At 38.5% G+C, this 17,386-nt stretch carries 24 protein-coding genes; 6 read left to right on the forward strand and 18 right to left on the reverse strand.

The features are described 5' to 3' along the window. Positions 1-9: 9 nt before the first annotated feature. The gene (locus M1F37_RS07635; protein WP_061630725.1) at positions 10-225 is read right to left on the reverse strand and encodes a YdbC family protein; all 216 of its coding nucleotides are present in this window, start codon (positions 223-225) and stop codon (positions 10-12) included. A 97-nt stretch (positions 226-322) separates the two neighbouring features. Here M1F37_RS07635 and M1F37_RS07640 point away from each other — a divergent pair, with 97 nt between their 5' ends. Continuing rightward, positions 323-643 carry a hypothetical protein gene (locus M1F37_RS07640; protein ID WP_247935341.1) on the forward strand — a complete coding sequence of 107 codons (321 nt, stop codon included), beginning with the start codon at positions 323-325 and terminating at the stop codon, positions 641-643. Between the two features lie 29 nt (positions 644-672). On the opposite strand, the gene M1F37_RS07645 is transcribed toward M1F37_RS07640, so the two are convergent. The 7 genes from M1F37_RS07645 to rpsP form a co-directional block, all read right to left on the reverse strand. Continuing rightward, entirely contained in the window at positions 673-1,011 is a 339-nt protein-coding gene (locus tag M1F37_RS07645) for an ATP cone domain-containing protein (RefSeq protein WP_001196039.1), read from the reverse strand. An 11-nt stretch (positions 1,012-1,022) separates the two neighbouring features. Further along, the gene (gene trmD / locus M1F37_RS07650) at positions 1,023-1,742 is read right to left on the reverse strand and encodes a tRNA (guanosine(37)-N1)-methyltransferase TrmD (RefSeq protein WP_247935342.1); all 720 of its coding nucleotides are present in this window, start codon (positions 1,740-1,742) and stop codon (positions 1,023-1,025) included. Next, positions 1,732-2,250, reverse strand: coding sequence for a ribosome maturation factor RimM (gene rimM, locus M1F37_RS07655; protein ID WP_247935343.1), 519 nt, complete (start codon positions 2,248-2,250; stop codon positions 1,732-1,734). Before rimM ends, trmD begins: the two co-directional genes overlap by 11 nt. Positions 2,251-2,334: 84 nt before the next feature. After that, positions 2,335-2,886 (reverse strand): hypothetical protein, encoded by a 552-nt coding sequence (locus tag M1F37_RS07660; RefSeq protein WP_247935344.1) that lies wholly within the window; start codon positions 2,884-2,886, stop codon positions 2,335-2,337. A gap of 7 nt (positions 2,887-2,893) precedes the next feature. Continuing rightward, positions 2,894-3,220 (reverse strand): MazG nucleotide pyrophosphohydrolase domain-containing protein, encoded by a 327-nt coding sequence (locus M1F37_RS07665; protein WP_247935345.1) that lies wholly within the window; start codon positions 3,218-3,220, stop codon positions 2,894-2,896. Between the two features lie 43 nt (positions 3,221-3,263). Continuing rightward, complete coding sequence (gene kphA / locus M1F37_RS07670) at positions 3,264-3,503, reverse strand: RNA-binding protein KphA (protein WP_000379617.1); 240 nt, start codon at positions 3,501-3,503, stop codon at positions 3,264-3,266. Positions 3,504-3,522: 19 nt separating this feature from the next. Further along, positions 3,523-3,795 (reverse strand): 30S ribosomal protein S16, encoded by a 273-nt coding sequence (rpsP, locus tag M1F37_RS07675; protein ID WP_000268760.1) that lies wholly within the window; start codon positions 3,793-3,795, stop codon positions 3,523-3,525. Positions 3,796-4,494: 699 nt separating this feature from the next. Here rpsP and M1F37_RS07680 point away from each other — a divergent pair. From M1F37_RS07680 to M1F37_RS07695, 4 genes are all read left to right on the forward strand, one after another. Continuing rightward, positions 4,495-5,091 (forward strand): DUF3796 domain-containing protein, encoded by a 597-nt coding sequence (locus M1F37_RS07680; RefSeq protein WP_247935346.1) that lies wholly within the window; start codon positions 4,495-4,497, stop codon positions 5,089-5,091. Between the two features lie 2 nt (positions 5,092-5,093). Then, positions 5,094-5,318: a helix-turn-helix transcriptional regulator gene (locus M1F37_RS07685; protein ID WP_247935347.1), complete on the forward strand. Its 225-nt coding sequence runs from the start codon at positions 5,094-5,096 to the stop codon at positions 5,316-5,318. A gap of 275 nt (positions 5,319-5,593) precedes the next feature. Continuing rightward, a complete protein-coding gene (locus tag M1F37_RS07690; protein WP_247935348.1) occupies positions 5,594-5,803 on the forward strand; it encodes a hypothetical protein in 210 nt (69 codons plus the stop codon). Between the two features lie 108 nt (positions 5,804-5,911). Beyond that, positions 5,912-6,715 (forward strand): peptidylprolyl isomerase, encoded by an 804-nt coding sequence (locus tag M1F37_RS07695; RefSeq protein WP_247935349.1) that lies wholly within the window; start codon positions 5,912-5,914, stop codon positions 6,713-6,715. Between the two features lie 266 nt (positions 6,716-6,981). On the opposite strand, the gene M1F37_RS07700 is transcribed toward M1F37_RS07695, so the two are convergent. The 8 genes from M1F37_RS07700 to M1F37_RS07735 all read right to left on the reverse strand — a co-directional run bounded on the left by M1F37_RS07700 (position 6,982) and on the right by M1F37_RS07735 (position 13,780). Continuing rightward, positions 6,982-8,523 carry an ABC-F family ATP-binding cassette domain-containing protein gene (locus tag M1F37_RS07700; RefSeq protein WP_247935350.1) on the reverse strand — a complete coding sequence of 514 codons (1,542 nt, stop codon included), beginning with the start codon at positions 8,521-8,523 and terminating at the stop codon, positions 6,982-6,984. Between the two features lies 1 nt (position 8,524). Beyond that, entirely contained in the window at positions 8,525-9,007 is a 483-nt protein-coding gene (locus M1F37_RS07705) for a VanZ family protein (protein ID WP_247935351.1), read from the reverse strand. Next, the gene (rlmN, locus tag M1F37_RS07710) at positions 9,007-10,092 is read right to left on the reverse strand and encodes a 23S rRNA (adenine(2503)-C(2))-methyltransferase RlmN (RefSeq protein ID WP_000804762.1); all 1,086 of its coding nucleotides are present in this window, start codon (positions 10,090-10,092) and stop codon (positions 9,007-9,009) included. The genes M1F37_RS07705 and rlmN overlap by 1 nt, the downstream gene beginning before the upstream one ends. A 20-nt stretch (positions 10,093-10,112) precedes the next feature. Continuing rightward, positions 10,113-10,643: a YutD family protein gene (locus tag M1F37_RS07715; RefSeq protein WP_247935352.1), complete on the reverse strand. Its 531-nt coding sequence runs from the start codon at positions 10,641-10,643 to the stop codon at positions 10,113-10,115. A gap of 156 nt (positions 10,644-10,799) precedes the next feature. Further along, on the reverse strand, positions 10,800-11,405 hold the full coding sequence (gene sodA, locus M1F37_RS07720; protein ID WP_247935353.1) for a superoxide dismutase: 606 nt from the start codon (positions 11,403-11,405) through the stop codon (positions 10,800-10,802). 139 nt (positions 11,406-11,544) lie between these two features. Continuing rightward, entirely contained in the window at positions 11,545-11,697 is a 153-nt protein-coding gene (locus tag M1F37_RS07725; RefSeq protein ID WP_247935354.1) for a chlorohydrolase, read from the reverse strand. 77 nt (positions 11,698-11,774) lie between these two features. Further along, entirely contained in the window at positions 11,775-12,812 is a 1,038-nt protein-coding gene (gene holA, locus M1F37_RS07730) for a DNA polymerase III subunit delta (protein ID WP_247935355.1), read from the reverse strand. A gap of 32 nt (positions 12,813-12,844) precedes the next feature. Next, a complete protein-coding gene (locus M1F37_RS07735; RefSeq protein ID WP_247935356.1) occupies positions 12,845-13,780 on the reverse strand; it encodes a dihydroorotate oxidase in 936 nt (311 codons plus the stop codon). Positions 13,781-14,005: 225 nt separating this feature from the next. Between M1F37_RS07735 and gdhA the strand changes: the two genes are divergently transcribed. Beyond that, the gene (gdhA, locus tag M1F37_RS07740; protein WP_000199532.1) at positions 14,006-15,352 is read left to right on the forward strand and encodes an NADP-specific glutamate dehydrogenase; all 1,347 of its coding nucleotides are present in this window, start codon (positions 14,006-14,008) and stop codon (positions 15,350-15,352) included. Positions 15,353-15,446: 94 nt separating this feature from the next. Here the strand turns inward: gdhA and M1F37_RS07745 are convergent, their stop codons facing one another. Next, the gene (locus M1F37_RS07745) at positions 15,447-16,091 is read right to left on the reverse strand and encodes a TetR/AcrR family transcriptional regulator (protein WP_247935357.1); all 645 of its coding nucleotides are present in this window, start codon (positions 16,089-16,091) and stop codon (positions 15,447-15,449) included. A gap of 16 nt (positions 16,092-16,107) precedes the next feature. After that, positions 16,108-17,112, reverse strand: a complete 1,005-nt coding sequence (locus M1F37_RS07750) for an NADP-dependent oxidoreductase (protein WP_247935358.1) — start codon at positions 17,110-17,112, stop codon at positions 16,108-16,110. Positions 17,113-17,386 lie beyond the last annotated feature (274 nt).

The raw sequence follows: 17,386 nt of genomic DNA on the forward strand, positions 1-17,386 counted from the left end.
TTTGAAAACTTAGTTTCCTTTAAAGGCATCCACCATTGTTTGAAATTCTTCATTGGAGAGAGTAATCCCTTTGCCCATTTTAGTATGATCTGGACTCCAAGCACGAATATCAAACTTTGCAGGGGCACCATTAAAGCTCACACGGTTGATTTCCTTGGTCCAACCTTTTTCGTTTTCAGAAAGAGTCAACAAGTGCTCTTCGATTTCAAATTTAAATTCTGCCATTTTCTTCTCCTTTTTTAGCTTTCATTTGATTATTCGTAAAATCTTGTAGATTTTAGGAAAATTTTATATAATATGGTATAAAAGAAGGGAGGCCAATATGAGACATAAATTCCAGCAAGTTATAGATAAAATACATGACTTTTTAAATGGACATGAAGAACCAGACCATACTGAAAGCAACTCCCTTACAGCCACTATTGAAGAGGCTATCCAGAAACAAACTGCTGTTCACCTTATCTTGTCTGAGGCAAGCTTTACAGGTGACATCATCAAATACGATCAGCAACGCCAGCAAATTATCGTGAAAAATTTTGCCAAAAATATGACCCGTATTATCCGCATAAGCGATATTCAACGCCTGCGATTTGTCCCTTCAACTGTCCAAACAGCCCAAAAAAATAGATTTAAGAAAGAGTGAGATGTCTTGCTTCATCCCACTCTTTTTTCTTAGCGAACTTGTTCAAAATGCAAATGAACGGCGATATGATCTCCATAACCACTTCTTTCCAAGTCACGTTGTAAACGATAGGAAATGTAGTGCTCTGCAATGGTAATGTAACCTGCGCCCAATAAACGATGTTCAACTAAAGACTGAATCATGCTAATGGTAGCACGTTCCACCTTGGCTTCTTCCAAATCCAAAACCACTTTCTTAGTGACTTGTGCAAGGTTTTGACGCAAATCATCTGTCAATACATAGACAGTCTGGGCCGCCTTTAAGATAGCTTGGTAAATCTTATCTGGATTAAATTCAGCAATTTCACCATCACGTTTGATTACTTGCATTGGTTTCTCCTTTAATCTTTATTTTCCTTGATTTCTGCCAGCATTTTTTCTTCTTCTGCTGTCAGTTGATAATGTTTTAACAAATCCGGTCTGCGCTCGTAGGTTTTCTTTAAACTCTCATACAGACGCCACTGACGAATCTTTTCATGGTGACCACTCATCAGAACATCTGGGACGACCATTCCTCGATAGTCGTAAGGACGGGTATACTGAGGATATTCGAGAAGTCCTGATGAAAAACTATCATCTTGGTGGCTAGACTCCTTGCCAATCACCTCTGGAATCAAGCGAACCGTAGCATCAATCATGGTCATTGCTGCCAGTTCTCCACCAGTCAAGACATAGTCTCCTAGGGAAATCTCATCTGTTACCAAGGTCTTAATACGCTCATCATAACCCTCGTAGTGCCCGCAGATAAAGATAAGTTCTTCCTCTTGAGCCAAATCCTCAGCATAGGCCTGATCAAACTGCTTTCCAGCTGGATCGAGGAGAATGACGCGCGGATTTTTCTTTTCAATAGCGTCAAAGGCATCGAAAATAGGTTGCGCCCGGAGCAACATCCCCTGTCCGCCTCCGTATGGCTCGTCGTCTACATGGCGAGCCTTTTCAGCATGTTCTCGAAAATTATGATACTGGATATCCAAGAGCCCTTTTTCTCGAGCCTTTCCGACGATTGAGTGCTCCAGTGGAGAGAACATCTCTGGAAAGAGGGTTAATATATCAATCTTCATCGTCTAATCCTTCTAAGATTTCCACATCGACCCGTTTATTTGGAATATCCACATTGAGAATCACTGGTGGGATATAAGGCAGTAACAAATCACGTTTGCCTTTTCTCTTGACTACCCAGACATCGTTGGCACCTGGTTGCAGGATTTCCTTGATGGTTCCAATCAAGTTATCCCCCTCATAGACCTCCAAACCGATAATCTCGTGATAGTAAAATTCACCATCGTCTAGGTCATTCAAATCTTCCTCAGCTACCTTGAGACTGTATCCCTTGAATTTTTCAATCGCATTGATATGGTACATATCTTTGAATTTAATAATGTCAAAATTCTTCTGTTTACGGTGACTAGCGATAGTCACTGTTTGGACAAACTGATCTTTTTCATCAAACAAAGACAGCTCAGCGCCTTTTTTAAAGCGTTCTTCTGCAAAATCCGTCACAGACAAGACTCGCATCTCACCCTGCAACCCTTGCGTATTGACGATTTTCCCAACATTAAAGTAGTTCATCTTGTCTCCTGTATCTATTTCTATCCTTTATTTTATCACGTTCTATGGATTTTCACAAGTTGGAGGAAGATACATAGAGGGGCCCTATAGTCCCAAAAGTGCTAATAATTTTCTCTTTAATGTTAATTTATATTTAAAAGATGAGATATTTACATTCCCGTTATACATATTGCTATAAAATGTATATTCCCCAATTTCACCCTGACTTGTTTTCCATTTCATTCTTAAACTAGGCATATTCTCTGGTAAATTTGTATGAATCAATAAGCATGTATAATTCTTTAAATTTTTAATTGTATGCAGTTTATTATTAACAATCAAACAATTGCTTTTTGAATCATAGTTTAAAGAATAAAATTCTACTATTTCAATATCAACTTCTTTGGGATAAAAAATCAAATGATTAAAAGGTTTGCTACTTACATTATGTGTAAATTCATGAATATAGTGAAACTTTATATGTAAAGATTCAAACTCGAATGGTTTAATTTCCTTGATTTCAATATTATTGATATAAACCTTATTCTGGAAAGTTATCTTTATAATCACAGCAATAAATGTCGCAATTTGTAAAATTCGTAATAGCCAATCAATACACATTGACCAATCTATGTTAAAAACACAATCAATATTCATTCTTCTTTCAGTTTCCTTTCAGAAATCCTTCCAAATCTCGTTCATGTTGGTACTTAATGGCTGCAGTTTTATCTTTCTCAAAGATAGTTTTAGTAAGGTCAATATGATTAATAGCTGCGATTGCGACGGTGTAGTGAATGATATCAGCCAGTTCTTTGGCAAGTTCCTCGTTCGAGTCCTGAACCCCCTCTTTTCGACCAGAGCGCCCATTCAAAACTTCGGCTACTTCTCCGACTTCCTCCACTAGCTTGATAAAAAGACCTTCCTCAGTCCTAGACTGCCGGTAATGTTCGAGTAAGTAGTCTTGTAATTGTCTAAACGTTAAATCTTTCATCCTCTATTCCTCACAAAAAAGCGAGACATTCGTCCCGCCCTTCTTATTTTTCGTCAATAACGATTCTTACTTTTTTGTCTTCAGTTGGGACAGAGTAGACAATCGTTCTTATCGCAGAAATAGTGCGACCCTTACGACCGATTACACGACCCACATCGCTTTGATCAAGATCCAAGTGATATTCCAAAAATTCTGGTGTATCTTCAATCTTGATAGTTAAGGCATCTGGTTGTGAAATCAAGGGTTTCACAATCGCAATAATGAGATTTTCAATCGTATCCATCTGTCAACCTACTTTAAACTTATTTTGAGAATTTAGAATCGTGGAATTTTTTCAATACGCCTTCTTTTGAAAGGATGTTACGTACTGTATCTGAAGGTTGAGCTCCATCAGCCAACCATGCAAGAACGCGGTCTTCTTTCAAAGTTACTTGGTTTTCAGCAACAAGTGGGTTGTAAGTTCCAACTGTTTCGATGAAACGTCCGTCACGTGGTGAACGTGAATCTGCTACGTTAATACGGTAGAAAGGTTTTTTCTTAGAACCCATACGAGTCAAACGGATTTTTACTGCCATTTTTAATATCTCTTTTCTTTTATTTTTTAGTTCAGTGAAATAGCTGAGCTATTTAGCACATGTTCTATTATAGCAGATTTCTAACAGGTGTCAAGAAAAAAACTTGACAGACTTTAAAATTTTTAAATTTTTTAGAAATTTGTTAGACTAATAGGGATAAATTAGAAAGAGAAACTTTATGAGTACTACTATTGAGAAAATTTACAAAGACCATCAAGTCAAACCTTTCATCTCTCCTGAACGTGATTTAGATGCCTAAATCCTAAATCCAAAGCCTGTTCCCAAGTGAAATATCAAAGATTTTAAGAACGATATCTACTAATTAATTTATAAAATATGAATTAATAGATTCTAAATAGGGGAATAATTTAATTCTGAAAAATTAACATCTACACCTACAAAGCTTATTCTGACAGACTTTATAACAGTCTAAGAAAAAAGTAGAGATTCATACAGTATCTAGATTTTCCAAATATTCTTTATCATCAAATATTATTAACGAAACTATCCAAATCAAATCCAATGCATTGCTTCAAAGAATTCTTTAGTTGTTTGACTAGCGAGGTCTTTAATTAAAAAATTTTTTCAAATAATTACCACATTGACACATAAAATTCTTGCTTTCTAAATTTAAGTGTGATATATTTATAACATAACATTTAAATGTTATATATTTATAACACAAAAAAGGAGTCTATCATGAAAAAAAGTCAAAAAATGCGTGGCCTCATTGCAATGATTGCCGTAGCTCTCATTATTGATTTTATTGTTTTATTTGGTTCTAATCTTAGTTGGGGACCCAAGTTAGTTATTACTGGTATTTCAGTGTCAGGCCAAATTATAGCTATTTGGAGCTGGCTACATATGAAACTATGGTCTCATAAAAGTCAGAAAGGTAAGGGAAAGATTATTTTTGACTTGTCTGCTAAGCTTTACACGATACTTTTGTTTGCAGCAAGTATTTTTTATACATTAGGAATTTGGGTTGCGACCCCAAGCTTAAGTTCTGGTATTAAAGAATGGATTTTGGGAATTGGCCTCATTATTGAAGTGATTTTATTTGCTTTTTTCTGTTTGAAAAATGTCAAGGAAACTCCGGACGAACGCTTTTATGCTAATTTAGCCAAGGCAGCTAGCTTGATGTTTGTTTTTATACTAGGCGCACTGATGATCCTAGCAGTTATCATTGGGTATATGGGGTCTCTCACTCTTTACATGGGACAGATATTTTTTAGCATAGCTGCCTTGATTTGCATCTTTGCGGTTGTCTATCTTATCTTGGAACGGAGAGGATAAGTATGGCCAAAGAAAGCAATATTATTACTAATCTCAAATCTGTTCGTGAGTCCACAGGCATGACCCAGCAAGAGTTAGCCGACCTCATCGGCATGCGACGCGAGACAATTCTTCACTTGGAAAATAACCGTTACAATCCTTCGCTGGAAATGGCTCTTAAAATTGCTCAAGTTTTTAATCTGAAAGTAGAAGATCTCTTTGAACTCAGACAGAATGAGGAAGCATAATTCTTTTCGAGACCTAGTATTAAATTCATTGATTAATTAGGAATTGAAGCCAAAAGAAAGAATCATTTGAAATGTGCTCTTTTAAAATATAGTAATTCTTTCGAATTAACGTTTACTAATTGTGATGCTTTAAAAACTTTCTTAAAATCTGGTTTCCTAAATACTTTGAATACACTTATGGTATTGATGCCCCTAAACATCTAAAAACTCTGGTAGAAAAAGGTTATGCTCTTATTGAAACTGCATTTGACTCACTTAACCATCTAAATGCTACTATGAAAAAGAATATCCTGAAAAGAAAGGGAATTACAGGTCTTTCTAAAATGAAGGATACAGATCTGGACCAACCCCTTCATGACAACTTGACGGAGGAAGAATTAGCAAGTCACTTTACCATTCGTGGCTACAAATTGACTCCAAAAGGAGAGCATATACTGAGACAGTACCAGGAAATTATCGACCGTTATCCAAATAAAAATCTCTAAGCAAGCGACTTTTTGGTTGACTTTCTCTAAAATTGTATTGTCACTAATATTTGAAATCCCCTTCCTTTTAGGGTACAATGGTAGAAATGAATTTTTGAGAGGAATAGAATGAAAAAACTAGCAACCCTTCTTTTACTGTCCACTGTGGCCCTAGCCGGATGTAGCAGTATCCAACGTAGTCTGCGTGGTGATGATTACGTGGATTCTAAGATTGCTGCTGAGGAAAGTTCAAAAACGACTGCCCAAGCAGAAAAAGATTTGAAAGACGCCTTAACTAATGAAAATGCTAACTTCCCTCAACTTTCTAAGGAAGTTGCTGAGAACGAGGCTGAAGCTATCCTCCACACCAGCCAAGGGGATATCCGCATCAAGCTCTTTCCAAAGTTAGCTCCACTTGCGGTTGAAAACTTCCTTACTCACGCTAAGGAAGGCTACTACAATGGGGTTACTTTCCATCGTGTGATTGACGGATTTATGGTACAAACCGGAGATCCAAAAGGGGATGGTACAGGTGGTGAATCTATCTGGCACGATAAAGATAAAACCAAGGACAAGGGGACAGGTTTTAAAAATGAAATCTCTCCATACCTTTATAATATCCGTGGTTCTCTATCCATGGCTAATACTGGTCAACCAAGCTCAAATGGTAGCCAATTCTTCATCAACCAAAGTACAACAGACTATTCTGCTAAACTGCCTACAAGCAAGTATCCAAAGAAAATCATCGAAGCATATAAAGAAGGGGGAAATCCTAGCCTTGATGGCAAACACCCAGTCTTTGGTCAAGTGATTGATGGTATGGATGTTGTAGATAAGATTGCTAAAGCCGAAAAAGATGAAAAAGACAAGCCAACTACTGCTATTACTATCGATAGCATCGAAGTGGTGAAAGACTACGATTTTAAATCTTAAAAACCAAAAAATACAGTATCCACATTCGGTACTGTATTTCTTTTACTCTCATTCTTATACTCAATGAAAATCAAAGAGCAAACTAGGAAGCTAGCCGCAGGCTGCTAAAAACACAGTTTTGAGGTTTTAGATAAGACTGACGAAGTCAGTTACCTATACCTACGGTAAGGCGACGCTGACGTGGTTTGAAGAGATTTTCGAAGAGTATTAAAAATCCAAAAAATACAGTATCCACATTCGATACTGTATTTCTTTTACTCTCATTCTTAAGTTAAATTATTAAAATCCCAGATTTGGTCCATCCAGCCTTCATAAAAGTCTGGTTCGTGGCAAACCATAAGGATAGATCCTTTATATTCTTTCAGAGCTCGTTTGAGCTCGTCCTTAGCATCCACATCCAAGTGGTTGGTAGGTTCGTCTAGAACAAGGACATTGTTCTCACGGTTCATCAAGAGACAGAAACGAACCTTGGCTTGTTCTCCACCTGACAGAACTTGAATCTGACTTTCAATATGCTTGGTGGTCAAACCACAACGAGCAAGGGCTGCACGAACTTCTGCTTGATTAAGGGCTGGAAAGGCATTCCAGACTGCTTCTAAAGGTGTCTGACGATTGCCTCCTTCTACTTCCTGCTCAAAGTAACCGAGTTCTAGGTAGTCACCGCGTTCCACTTCCCCAGCGATTGGAGGGATAATTCCCAAGAGACTCTTCAAGAGAGTTGTTTTCCCAATACCATTTGCTCCGATAATGGCAACCTTTTGATTGCGTTCAAAGGTAAGATTTAAAGGCTTTGTAAGTGGACGATCATAACCTATCTGCAAGTCCTTGGCTTGGAAGATAAAGCGCCCTGGTGTACGAGCTGGTTTGAAATCAAAGGATGGTTTTGGTTTCTCACTTTGCAACTCGATAATATCCATCTTATCCAATTTCTTCTGACGAGACATGGCCATATTTCGTGTTGCAACACGCGCTTTGTTTCGAGCCACAAAATCCTTGAGGTCGGCAATCTCTTTTTGCTGGCGTTCGTAGGCAGCCTCCAACTGAGATTTCTTCATTGCATAAACTTCTTGGAACTGGTAATAGTCACCAGAATAACGCGTCAGCTGTTGATTTTCCACATGATAAACAATATTGATAACGTCGTTCAGAAATGGAATATCGTGCGAAATAAGGACAAAGGCATTCTCATAATTCTGCAGATAACGCTTGAGCCATTCAATATGCTCAGCATCCAAGTAGTTGGTCGGCTCGTCCAAGAGCAAGATATCTGGCTTTTCAAGGAGAAGCTTGGCCAAAAGCACCTTGGTTCTTTGCCCACCTGACAAAGAAGTTACATCTGTATCCATACCAAAGTCCATAACACCAAGGGCACGCGCTACTTCATCAATCTTAGCATCCAAGGTATAGAAATCACGACTCTCCAGACGGTCTTGAAGTTCGCCAACTTCTTCCATGAGAGCATCAACATCCGCTCCGTCTTCAGCCATTTCCATATAAAGGTCATTGATACGGGATTCAGCTTTAAAAAGCTCATCAAAGGCTGTACGGAGAACATCACGCACCGACTGCCCTTCAGCAAGTACTGAGTGCTGATCCAAGTAACCAGCAGTAACATATTTAGACCACTCAACCTTCCCTTCATCTGGCAACATCTTACCAGTCACAATACTCATAAAGGTTGATTTCCCTTCACCATTGGCACCGACCAGACCGATATGTTCTCCCTTGAGAAGACGGAAGGACACATCTTCAAAAATTGCACGGTCACCAAAACCGTGACTCAGATTTTTAACTTCTAAAATACTCATTTTAATTCCTTATCTTGTTTTTATGTAATCGTTTATAAAGTAGCCAAGCCAGATAGCCACCCAAGGTATTGGTCCACAAATCATCAATCTCAAATACCCGATTGAAATCAAAGAAAAAGTCTAAAACTAGCTGTGTGCACTCGATTCCAAGACTCACTAGAAAGCTAAAAAGAAGAACCTTTTTTGTTTTCTGCAAGTTTGGAAGGAGATAAAGGAGTTGGAAAATCAGAGGAAAAAGCAAGAAGACATTGAGGATATTTTGTAAAAAAATCCAACATAATTGTCCAATGTCACTCACTTCACCCAGTTTCCAGAGAGAATTGAAAGGAGTCAAAAGAAAAACCAGGCGTCCAAGATGCTGAATACCTGGAGTTTCCACTCCCACAGGAGATTGTTCTTGAGGAGTAAAGCAAAAATAGACAATGCAACTGCTATAGAAAATGACTCCCCAGACCAAAACATGATTATAAGTTTTCTTCATCATTAAGGATTGACTGCTGCGACTGCTTTCTGGCGGTCACGTTTCATTGTGTTAGAGCGCAATTGTCCACAAGCCGCATCAATATCTGTACCGTGCTCTTGACGAACCACACAGTTGACACCTTTTTTCTTAAGCGTATCATAGAAAGCCATCACGCGCTCTTTGGGGCTACGGCTATATTGGTCATGCTCGCTAACTGGGTTATAAGGAATCAAGTTAACATAAGACAATTTCTTGATATTCTTGAGCAATTCAGCCAATTCCAAGGCTTGTTCTACACCGTCATTGACTTCATTGAGCATGATATACTCAAAGGTCACACGACGGTTGGTTGTCTCAATGTAGTACTCAATAGCCGCAAAGAGTTTTTCAATCGGAAAGGCACGGTTAATCTTCATGATGCTTGAGCGCAATTCATTGTTAGGTGCGTGAAGGGAAACGGCAAGATTGACCTGTACACCTTCATTAGCAAAGTCACGAATTTTATGGGCCAAACCTGAGGTTGAAACCGTGATGTGACGAGCACCGATAGCCATTCCCTTGTCATCATTAATAGTACGGACGAAATTCAAGACATTATTGTAGTTATCAAATGGCTCACCTATTCCCATGACAACGATATGGCTGACGCGTTCATCCTGACCACGCTCATCAAAGTATTTTTGAACCAGCATGATTTGCGCTACAATTTCACCGTTATTGAGGTCCCGTTGCTTCTTAATCAAACCAGAGGCACAGAAGGTACAACCGATATTACAGCCGACCTGAGTCGTCACACAGACTGACAAACCGTAGTGCTGACGCATCAGTACAGTCTCAATCAACATACCATCAGGCAGCTCAAAGAGATATTTGACCGTACCATCGGCAGACTCTTGCACGATACGCTGTTTCAAGGGATTGACCACAAACTGGTCATTGAGCTTAGCAATCAAATCCTTAGAAAGGTTGGTCATTTCTTCAAATGACTGGACACGTTTACGGTAGAGCCATTCCCAGATTTGATCTGCACGGAATTTCTTTTCTCCCTGCTCCAATACCCATTCCTGCATGGTTTGACGTGTTAAACTATAAATTGACGGTTTCATTTCTTCTCCTTATTCTCTACTCACTTCTGACGAATGACAAAATGACGTTGCCCCTTGTCCTCTTTCTGAGAATGTTGGTCCTTCTGACGACGTCTATTTTTCTTATCTGCATTCGGTTTTCGTTTGGTTTGAGTCGTTTTCTTTCCTTTTCTAGAAGTCTGGTCTTCTTCCTTCTTACGCATTTTCTTGTCAAATGATGCTCGCTTAGGGGCTTCATTTTCTAGGACAAAATAGGCACAACCATAACTACAATACTCTAAAAGGTAGTCTTGTAAACGACTGATTTTTTCAAGTTTTTCTTCTGTTCGGTCATCCTTATAAAAACCTCGTAGGCGAAGCTGTTCGTTGCTCCAGTCCCCCACGATATAATCAAACTTGGTTAAGACTTCTGAAAAACGCTGATTAAAAGCCGTCACATCGAAGGCATCCTTGATATTTTCCACCAAGGAAAAAGCTAGCCCTTCCGTTTCGACCTTGTCCCCGTGTAAATGGAACTCAGGACCAGGAAACTTGTTATAATTGTATAATTCAGGTGCAATTTCTTTTCTCATAGATATCCTTTTTCCACGATTACTTAATACTTTATTCTACCATAATTTCTAGCACTTAGCACGTTTCTCATAAAAATGAAAAAAGTCTGACGATTTTGTCAGACCAAAATTATATAACCTAAAAAAGAGAAGAACAATTCTTCCCTCCATATACCGTTATTTAGCAGCTGCGTACAATTCATCTACTTTGTTCCAGTTGATGACTGAGAAGAAAGCTTTGATGTAGTCAGGACGCACGTTGCGGTATTTCACGTAGTAAGCATGTTCCCAAACGTCCAAGCCCAAGATTGGTTTTTTACCTTCTGAGATTGGTGTGTCTTGGTTTGCTGTTGAAGTCACTTCAAGTTTCCCTTCTTTGTTGACAACCAACCATGCCCATCCAGAACCGAAACGAGTTGTTGCTGCCGCAGTGAAGGCTGCTTGGAATTCTTCAAATGAACCAAATGTTGCATCGATTGCTGCTGCAAGTTCTGCTGATGGAGCTGTTTTTTCAGGAGTCATCAATTCCCAGAAAAGAGCGTGGTTCAAGTGTCCACCACCATTGTTGATAAGTGCTTGACGGATATCAGCTGGGATAGAGTCTACATCAGCAAGCAAGGCTTCAAGGTCTTCACCAATTTCAGGGTGTTTTTCAAGAGCTGCATTTGCATTGTTGACATAAGTTTGATGGTGTTTGTCATGGTGCAAGTGCATTGTTTCCGAATCGATGTATGGTTCCAAAGCGTCATATGCATATGGAAGATCTGGTAAGATAATAGCCATCTGTAATACCTCTTTTTCTTTCTATATGAAAATGATAACGCAAACATTCACTTTTTTCAAGTTTTTTGCTTATAGATAGGGAAATCACTGAATATTTTCTAATAATGCTTTTCGAAAATCTCTTCAAAGCACGTCAGCTTCACCTTGGATTATATATGTGACTGACTTCGTCAGTTCTATCTGCAACCTCAAAACTGTGTTTTGAGCTGACTTCGTCAGTCTTATCTACAACCTCAAAGCACTGCTTTGAGCAACCTGCGGCTAGCTTCCTAGTTTGCTTTTTGATTTTCATTGAGTATAAAACAAGCAAATCACTAAGAAACCCACGACAAGATAATCCTGACGCGGGTTGTAGTTTCAAAAATAGTATCAATCTACCTGACTAGCAATCTGTAAGAGCGCCTTTTCAAAAAGGAAACCTTTTTCATAAAGACCTGTCTTAATCTGATAGTCTGTCTCAATCAAATAGGAAAGAGCTTGCTTCAAAAAACTCAAGGGAAGTCCTCGTGAATCTCTCAGCGCAAACTTAATCTGATAGGGATTAGGGGTGCGTCCCAAATAACTGCCTAAACTACTTGCAATCTGAGATTCTGTTTGCCCAGACTCCAACAAAATTTTTACCTGAGTAAAAGTCCGAAATTGTCCCAGCATGACTGCAATCAGTTTGATTTCATCTTCCCCTTGCAAGGTCAAGTCTCTAACCAAGTCACGCGCCTGGTCCATCTTTTTAGTCAGAATAAACTGAGTTAAATCAAAAATATTGTCCTGTAAGGTCTTGGGAATTGCGTTAACAATATCCTCTTCCTCGATAACAGAGTCTTCCTTATAGGTCTGTAAAAAGAGGAGATTTTTCTGGATTTCGCTAAATTGAAAACCAGATTTGATAAGGAGATTTTCAAAAGCATGATTGGCAAACTGCAAACCTTGTTTCTGACTCCACTTTTGAAAATACTGGCGCAGTTCTTGTTCTTTGACTTCTACTGCATCAAAGACCTTGGCATCACGCTTAAGTAATTTGACCAACCGTCTTTTGCTATCCAGCTTTCCTTCTGCAAAGATTAACAACTTGGTTGTTGGTGAAGGATTGTCAAGGTATTCCTCAAATGACTTGAGCTCATCATCTGTCAAAAAGCGCTTTTTAGCAGTCGTGATATCGACAAAATGATCTAATATCACGATTTTCTCATCCGCAAAGAAAGGAAGGCTGACCAGCTCCAGTTCCACATCCTTATAAACTACTTCTTTCATATCAAAGTAGGCAAAATTGAGGTCGGCAGAATCATAACCAATCTGTTTCAACACTTGACTCTTCATAACTTCAAACTGACCCTGGTCTGTCCCTGTAAATAGGCTCAGACTCGGTAAATTTGATAAAGTCAACTTCTGACTTTCTTCAATGGCTAGCATCTTCTCACCTTTCTTCTGATTTTTTAATGAATTTAATCGATATAGCGTAATTTCCCACGAAAATCTTCTAGGCTCTCATACCCTTTTTCTGCCATGATTGCCTTCAGTTCATTGGTAATGCGGTCAAAAGCACCAACTCCTTCTTTATGAAGGGTAGTCCCTACCTGCACCATACTCGCTCCACAGAGAATATGTTCAAAGGCATCACGACCAGTCAAAACGCCACCTGTTCCAATAATTTGGATTTGAGGATCTAGGCGTTGATAAAAGGCATGGACATTAGCGAGAGCTGTTGGTTTGATGTACTCTCCACCAATACCGCCGAAACCATTTTTAGGACGAATAACGACAGACTCGTCTTCTATATAAAGACCATTTCCGATAGAGTTGACACAGTTGACGAACTTGAGTGGGTATTTGTTAAAGATTGCTGCTGCCTGGTCGAAGTGAACAATATCAAAGTAAGGTGGGAGCTTGATTCCTAGAGGTTTAGTGAAATATTCAAAGACTTCTGACAAGATACGGTCTGTAGTTTCAAAGTCATAGGCAATCTGAGGCTTACCTGGAACATTTGGGCATGAAAGATTCAGTTCTGTCAGACCGTGAAAATCACTTTCTTGAACCTTTTTCAAGATGGTATGAGTTTCTTCTGGAGACATTCCGACTAAAGATAGAAAGAAAGTACGGTTAGGTTCTTTTTCTTGCAATTCCAATAGATAGTTCAAGTAATATTCTAAACCATTATTTGGCAGACCCATAGAGTTAATAGAACCAAGTGGAACATCTTGATAGCGTGGTTCAGGGTTCCCCTGACGAAATTCCAAGGTTGCCGTCTTAGTGACAAAGGTTCCCGCTGCTGAGTTTTTTACACCTTCTAATTCCTCAATTGTCATACAGGCAACACCTGCCGCATTCATCAAGCAATTGTCAAACTCAAAACCAGCAATTTGTGTTTTTGTTGATACCATGATTCTGATCCTCCGGATTCCTTTTATTGCTAATATTATACCATATTTTCAGATTTTCTCTTTAAGAAAGTCATTTATAAGAAAAACGTTCGTTTTTTATCTACTTTCAAACAAAAAACTAAATTGAAAGAATTTTTAGAAAATTTATGTTTTTTTCTTTACAGTAAAAAAAAATTCTGCTATAATGACTCATGTAATAAAATATGACAACAAAAGGAGAACGATATGACATCTGCTAAAGAATATATCCAAAGCGTGTTTGAAACTGTAAAAGCTCGTAACGGGCACGAGGCTGAGTTCCTCCAAGCTGTTGAAGAATTTTTCAACACTTTAGAACCTGTATTTGAAAAACACCCTGAGTATATCGAAGAAAATATCTTGGCACGTATTACTGAACCAGAGCGCGTGATTTCTTTCCGTGTTCCTTGGGTTGACCGTGATGGAAAAGTTCAAGTAAACCGCGGTTACCGTGTTCAATTCAACTCAGCTGTTGGACCATATAAAGGTGGACTTCGTTTCCATCCAACTGTGAACCAAGGGATTTTGAAATTCCTCGGATTTGAACAAATCTTTAAAAACGTCTTGACTGGACTTCCTATCGGTGGAGGTAAAGGTGGATCAGACTTCGATCCTAAAGGTAAAACAGATGCTGAAGTGATGCGCTTCTGCCAAAGCTTCATGACTGAATTGCAAAAACACATCGGACCATCACTTGACGTACCTGCTGGTGATATCGGTGTTGGTGGACGTGAGATCGGTTACCTTTACGGACAATACAAACGCCTTAACCAATTTGATGCTGGTGTCTTGACTGGTAAACCTCTTGGATTTGGTGGTAGCTTGATTCGTCCAGAAGCAACTGGTTACGGTTTGGTTTACTACACTGAAGAAATGCTTAAAGCAAATGGCAACAGCTTTGCTGGTAAGAAAGTCGTTATTTCAGGTTCTGGTAACGTTGCACAATACGCTCTTCAAAAAGCGACTGAACTTGGTGCAACTGTTATCTCTGTATCTGACTCAAATGGTTATGTCATCGATGAAAATGGTATCGACTTCGATCTTTTGGTTGATGTTAAAGAGAAACGTCGCGCTCGTTTGACTGAGTATGCAGCTGAGAAAGCAACTGCTACTTATCATGAAGGTTCTGTCTGGACTTACGCTGGTAACTATGATATCGCTCTTCCATGTGCGACTCAAAACGAAATCAACGGTGAAGCAGCTAAACGCTTGGTTGCTCAAGGCGTGATCTGTGTATCTGAAGGTGCCAACATGCCAAGCGACCTTGATGCCATTAAAGTTTACAAAGAAAATGGTATCTTCTACGGACCTGCCAAAGCTGCCAACGCTGGTGGTGTAGCTGTATCAGCCCTTGAAATGAGCCAAAACAGCCTTCGTCTATCATGGACTCGTGAAGAAGTTGACGGACGTCTTAAAGACATTATGACAAACATCTTCAACACAGCTAAAACAACTTCAGAAACATATGGTCTTGATAAAGACTACCTAGCAGGAGCTAACATTGCTGCCTTTGAAAATGTAGCAAATGCTATGATTGCACAAGGAATTGTTTAAGATTTATTTGCTCAATCCTCAATCGCTTTGATTGGGGATTTTTGTTGGCTTAAAAAAAGCTCACTATTTAAAATAGTAAGCTTAAAATCAAGATTTATTCTACTTCTACTAATGCAAAAGACAGACATTCAACTATTTCATTTACTGCCTCATCTATATCTAGGTCCTCATTATCATTCAATATCATTGGAAAAACATAAGAAAGAGTCAAGGCTAAAATATAGCGAACGATCCTTTCGTTCGACCAATTTCTGATGAGTCCCTTTTCTTTAAACTGATTCAGAACTGGACTAATTGGCCTAATAATAGAATGAACAATAACATTTCCTAACTGGTTGGAAATAGTATTATCAATAAAAGAACGACTCAAGAGAATTTTAACCTGCATTTGATTCTCTTGAATGAAAAAGAGCCTATCTCTAACAATACTTTTTAAAAAGAAGGGAAAAGTTTCTTGATCTACTGTGAATTTTTTTTCTGAAAAATCCGCAATTACTTCTGGAATAACCTGTTCTAGAAAAGTAGATAAAATGGCTTCTAAGATACCTTCCTTGGTTTTAAAGTAACTAAAAACAGTTCCTTCTGAAACTCCAGCTTCCTTAGCAATAAGTCTGGCTGTTGTATTTTCAAAACCAATTTCTGAAAATAACTTTAGACTTGATAATAATACTTGACGTTGTTTTAAACTCAAATTGCTATTTTCTAATGTCTGGGCATACTTTTGTGCTAAACTTTCCATTCCTAGCACCTCCCTGCTACCCTCTTACTTTTACAACTTTCTTACCTCGAGTATGTCCCAATTTTAGACTACGATATGCTTCTCTAACTGACTTTAGAGAAAAGTCATACACTTGATCAATTTTCAGCAGAACCTTCCCGTCTGAGACCATTTCAGATAAAGTGATAAAATCATCGTATGTGGAATGTCTCGGACCAGTAAACTGAGCTCCTCTAATCATAACATAGGGTGAAGGCACTAATGTCCCAATAGCTGTCCCTTTCAAACCTAAACTAAAAGCCAATCTAACATAATCAGATCCATAACAATCCAAAAATTTTGTAATAGGCGTTGGACTAGCTGATAGAAGAGCCTTCTTGATATTCTCTTCATAACTTACTGGTATGGCACCTAAAGACTTCAGATAATCTGAATTTTTCTTACTTGCAATTCCGATAACCGTTGCACCCTTAGCAACCGCATACTGTACTGCAATACTTCCAATACTTCCCGCCGCTGCTGAAATCACTACAACATCTTTAGAATTTAACTCAATTTTTCTAAAAGCCCCACCCACAGTTAGAGCAGCTACTCCCATAGTAGCTGCGTGAGTCATGTCGATCATCTCTGGTTTCAATACAATTTCTGATTCATTGACACAAATTTCTGTTGCTAAAGCTCCCCTCTTAGTTCCCAAACCAGGATCGCTAATCATTGTTCCAAACACCTTATCTCCTACTGAAAACCTAGTTACTTCATTTCCAACTTCTGTAATAACTCCAGAAAAATCTCTCCCCACACCTCTTGGAAATAAAGATGATTTAGATTCAAACCAACGACTTGGTTTCCTTAATTTCGTTATAAAAGATAGAAATCGAAGGGGTTTCGCTCCCTCAAAAGTTTTATAATCAATAGGATTTAAACCAACTGCATAAACTTCTACCCTAACTTGATTCACTTCTAAAGAATCAGATTTAATATTCACCAAATCTAATACTTCTTCATCACCAAAACGACTATATTGTATTGCTTGAACAACCATTTTATGAACTCCTTTACCCATCTACTAATTGAGTGAGCACTCAATCATTATTCTTGATTATATGCTTATTCTCCATAGATGTCAACTATACTGTTGCCAAAACTTCTAACTAAGTGAGCTGTTCATGATAAAAATAGATCTATTTTTATCATGAAAGATTATCAAACTATAACTCAAAGAAATCCGATTACTTATAAGGCTCTTTGTCAACTGTAGTGGGTTGAAAAAAGCTAACATCTGGAGAGGACGATCGTCGTTCTCTCCATTTTTATAT

This window comes from Streptococcus mitis (genome assembly GCF_023109105.1).
Lineage (GTDB): Bacteria > Bacillota > Bacilli > Lactobacillales > Streptococcaceae > Streptococcus > Streptococcus mitis_BW.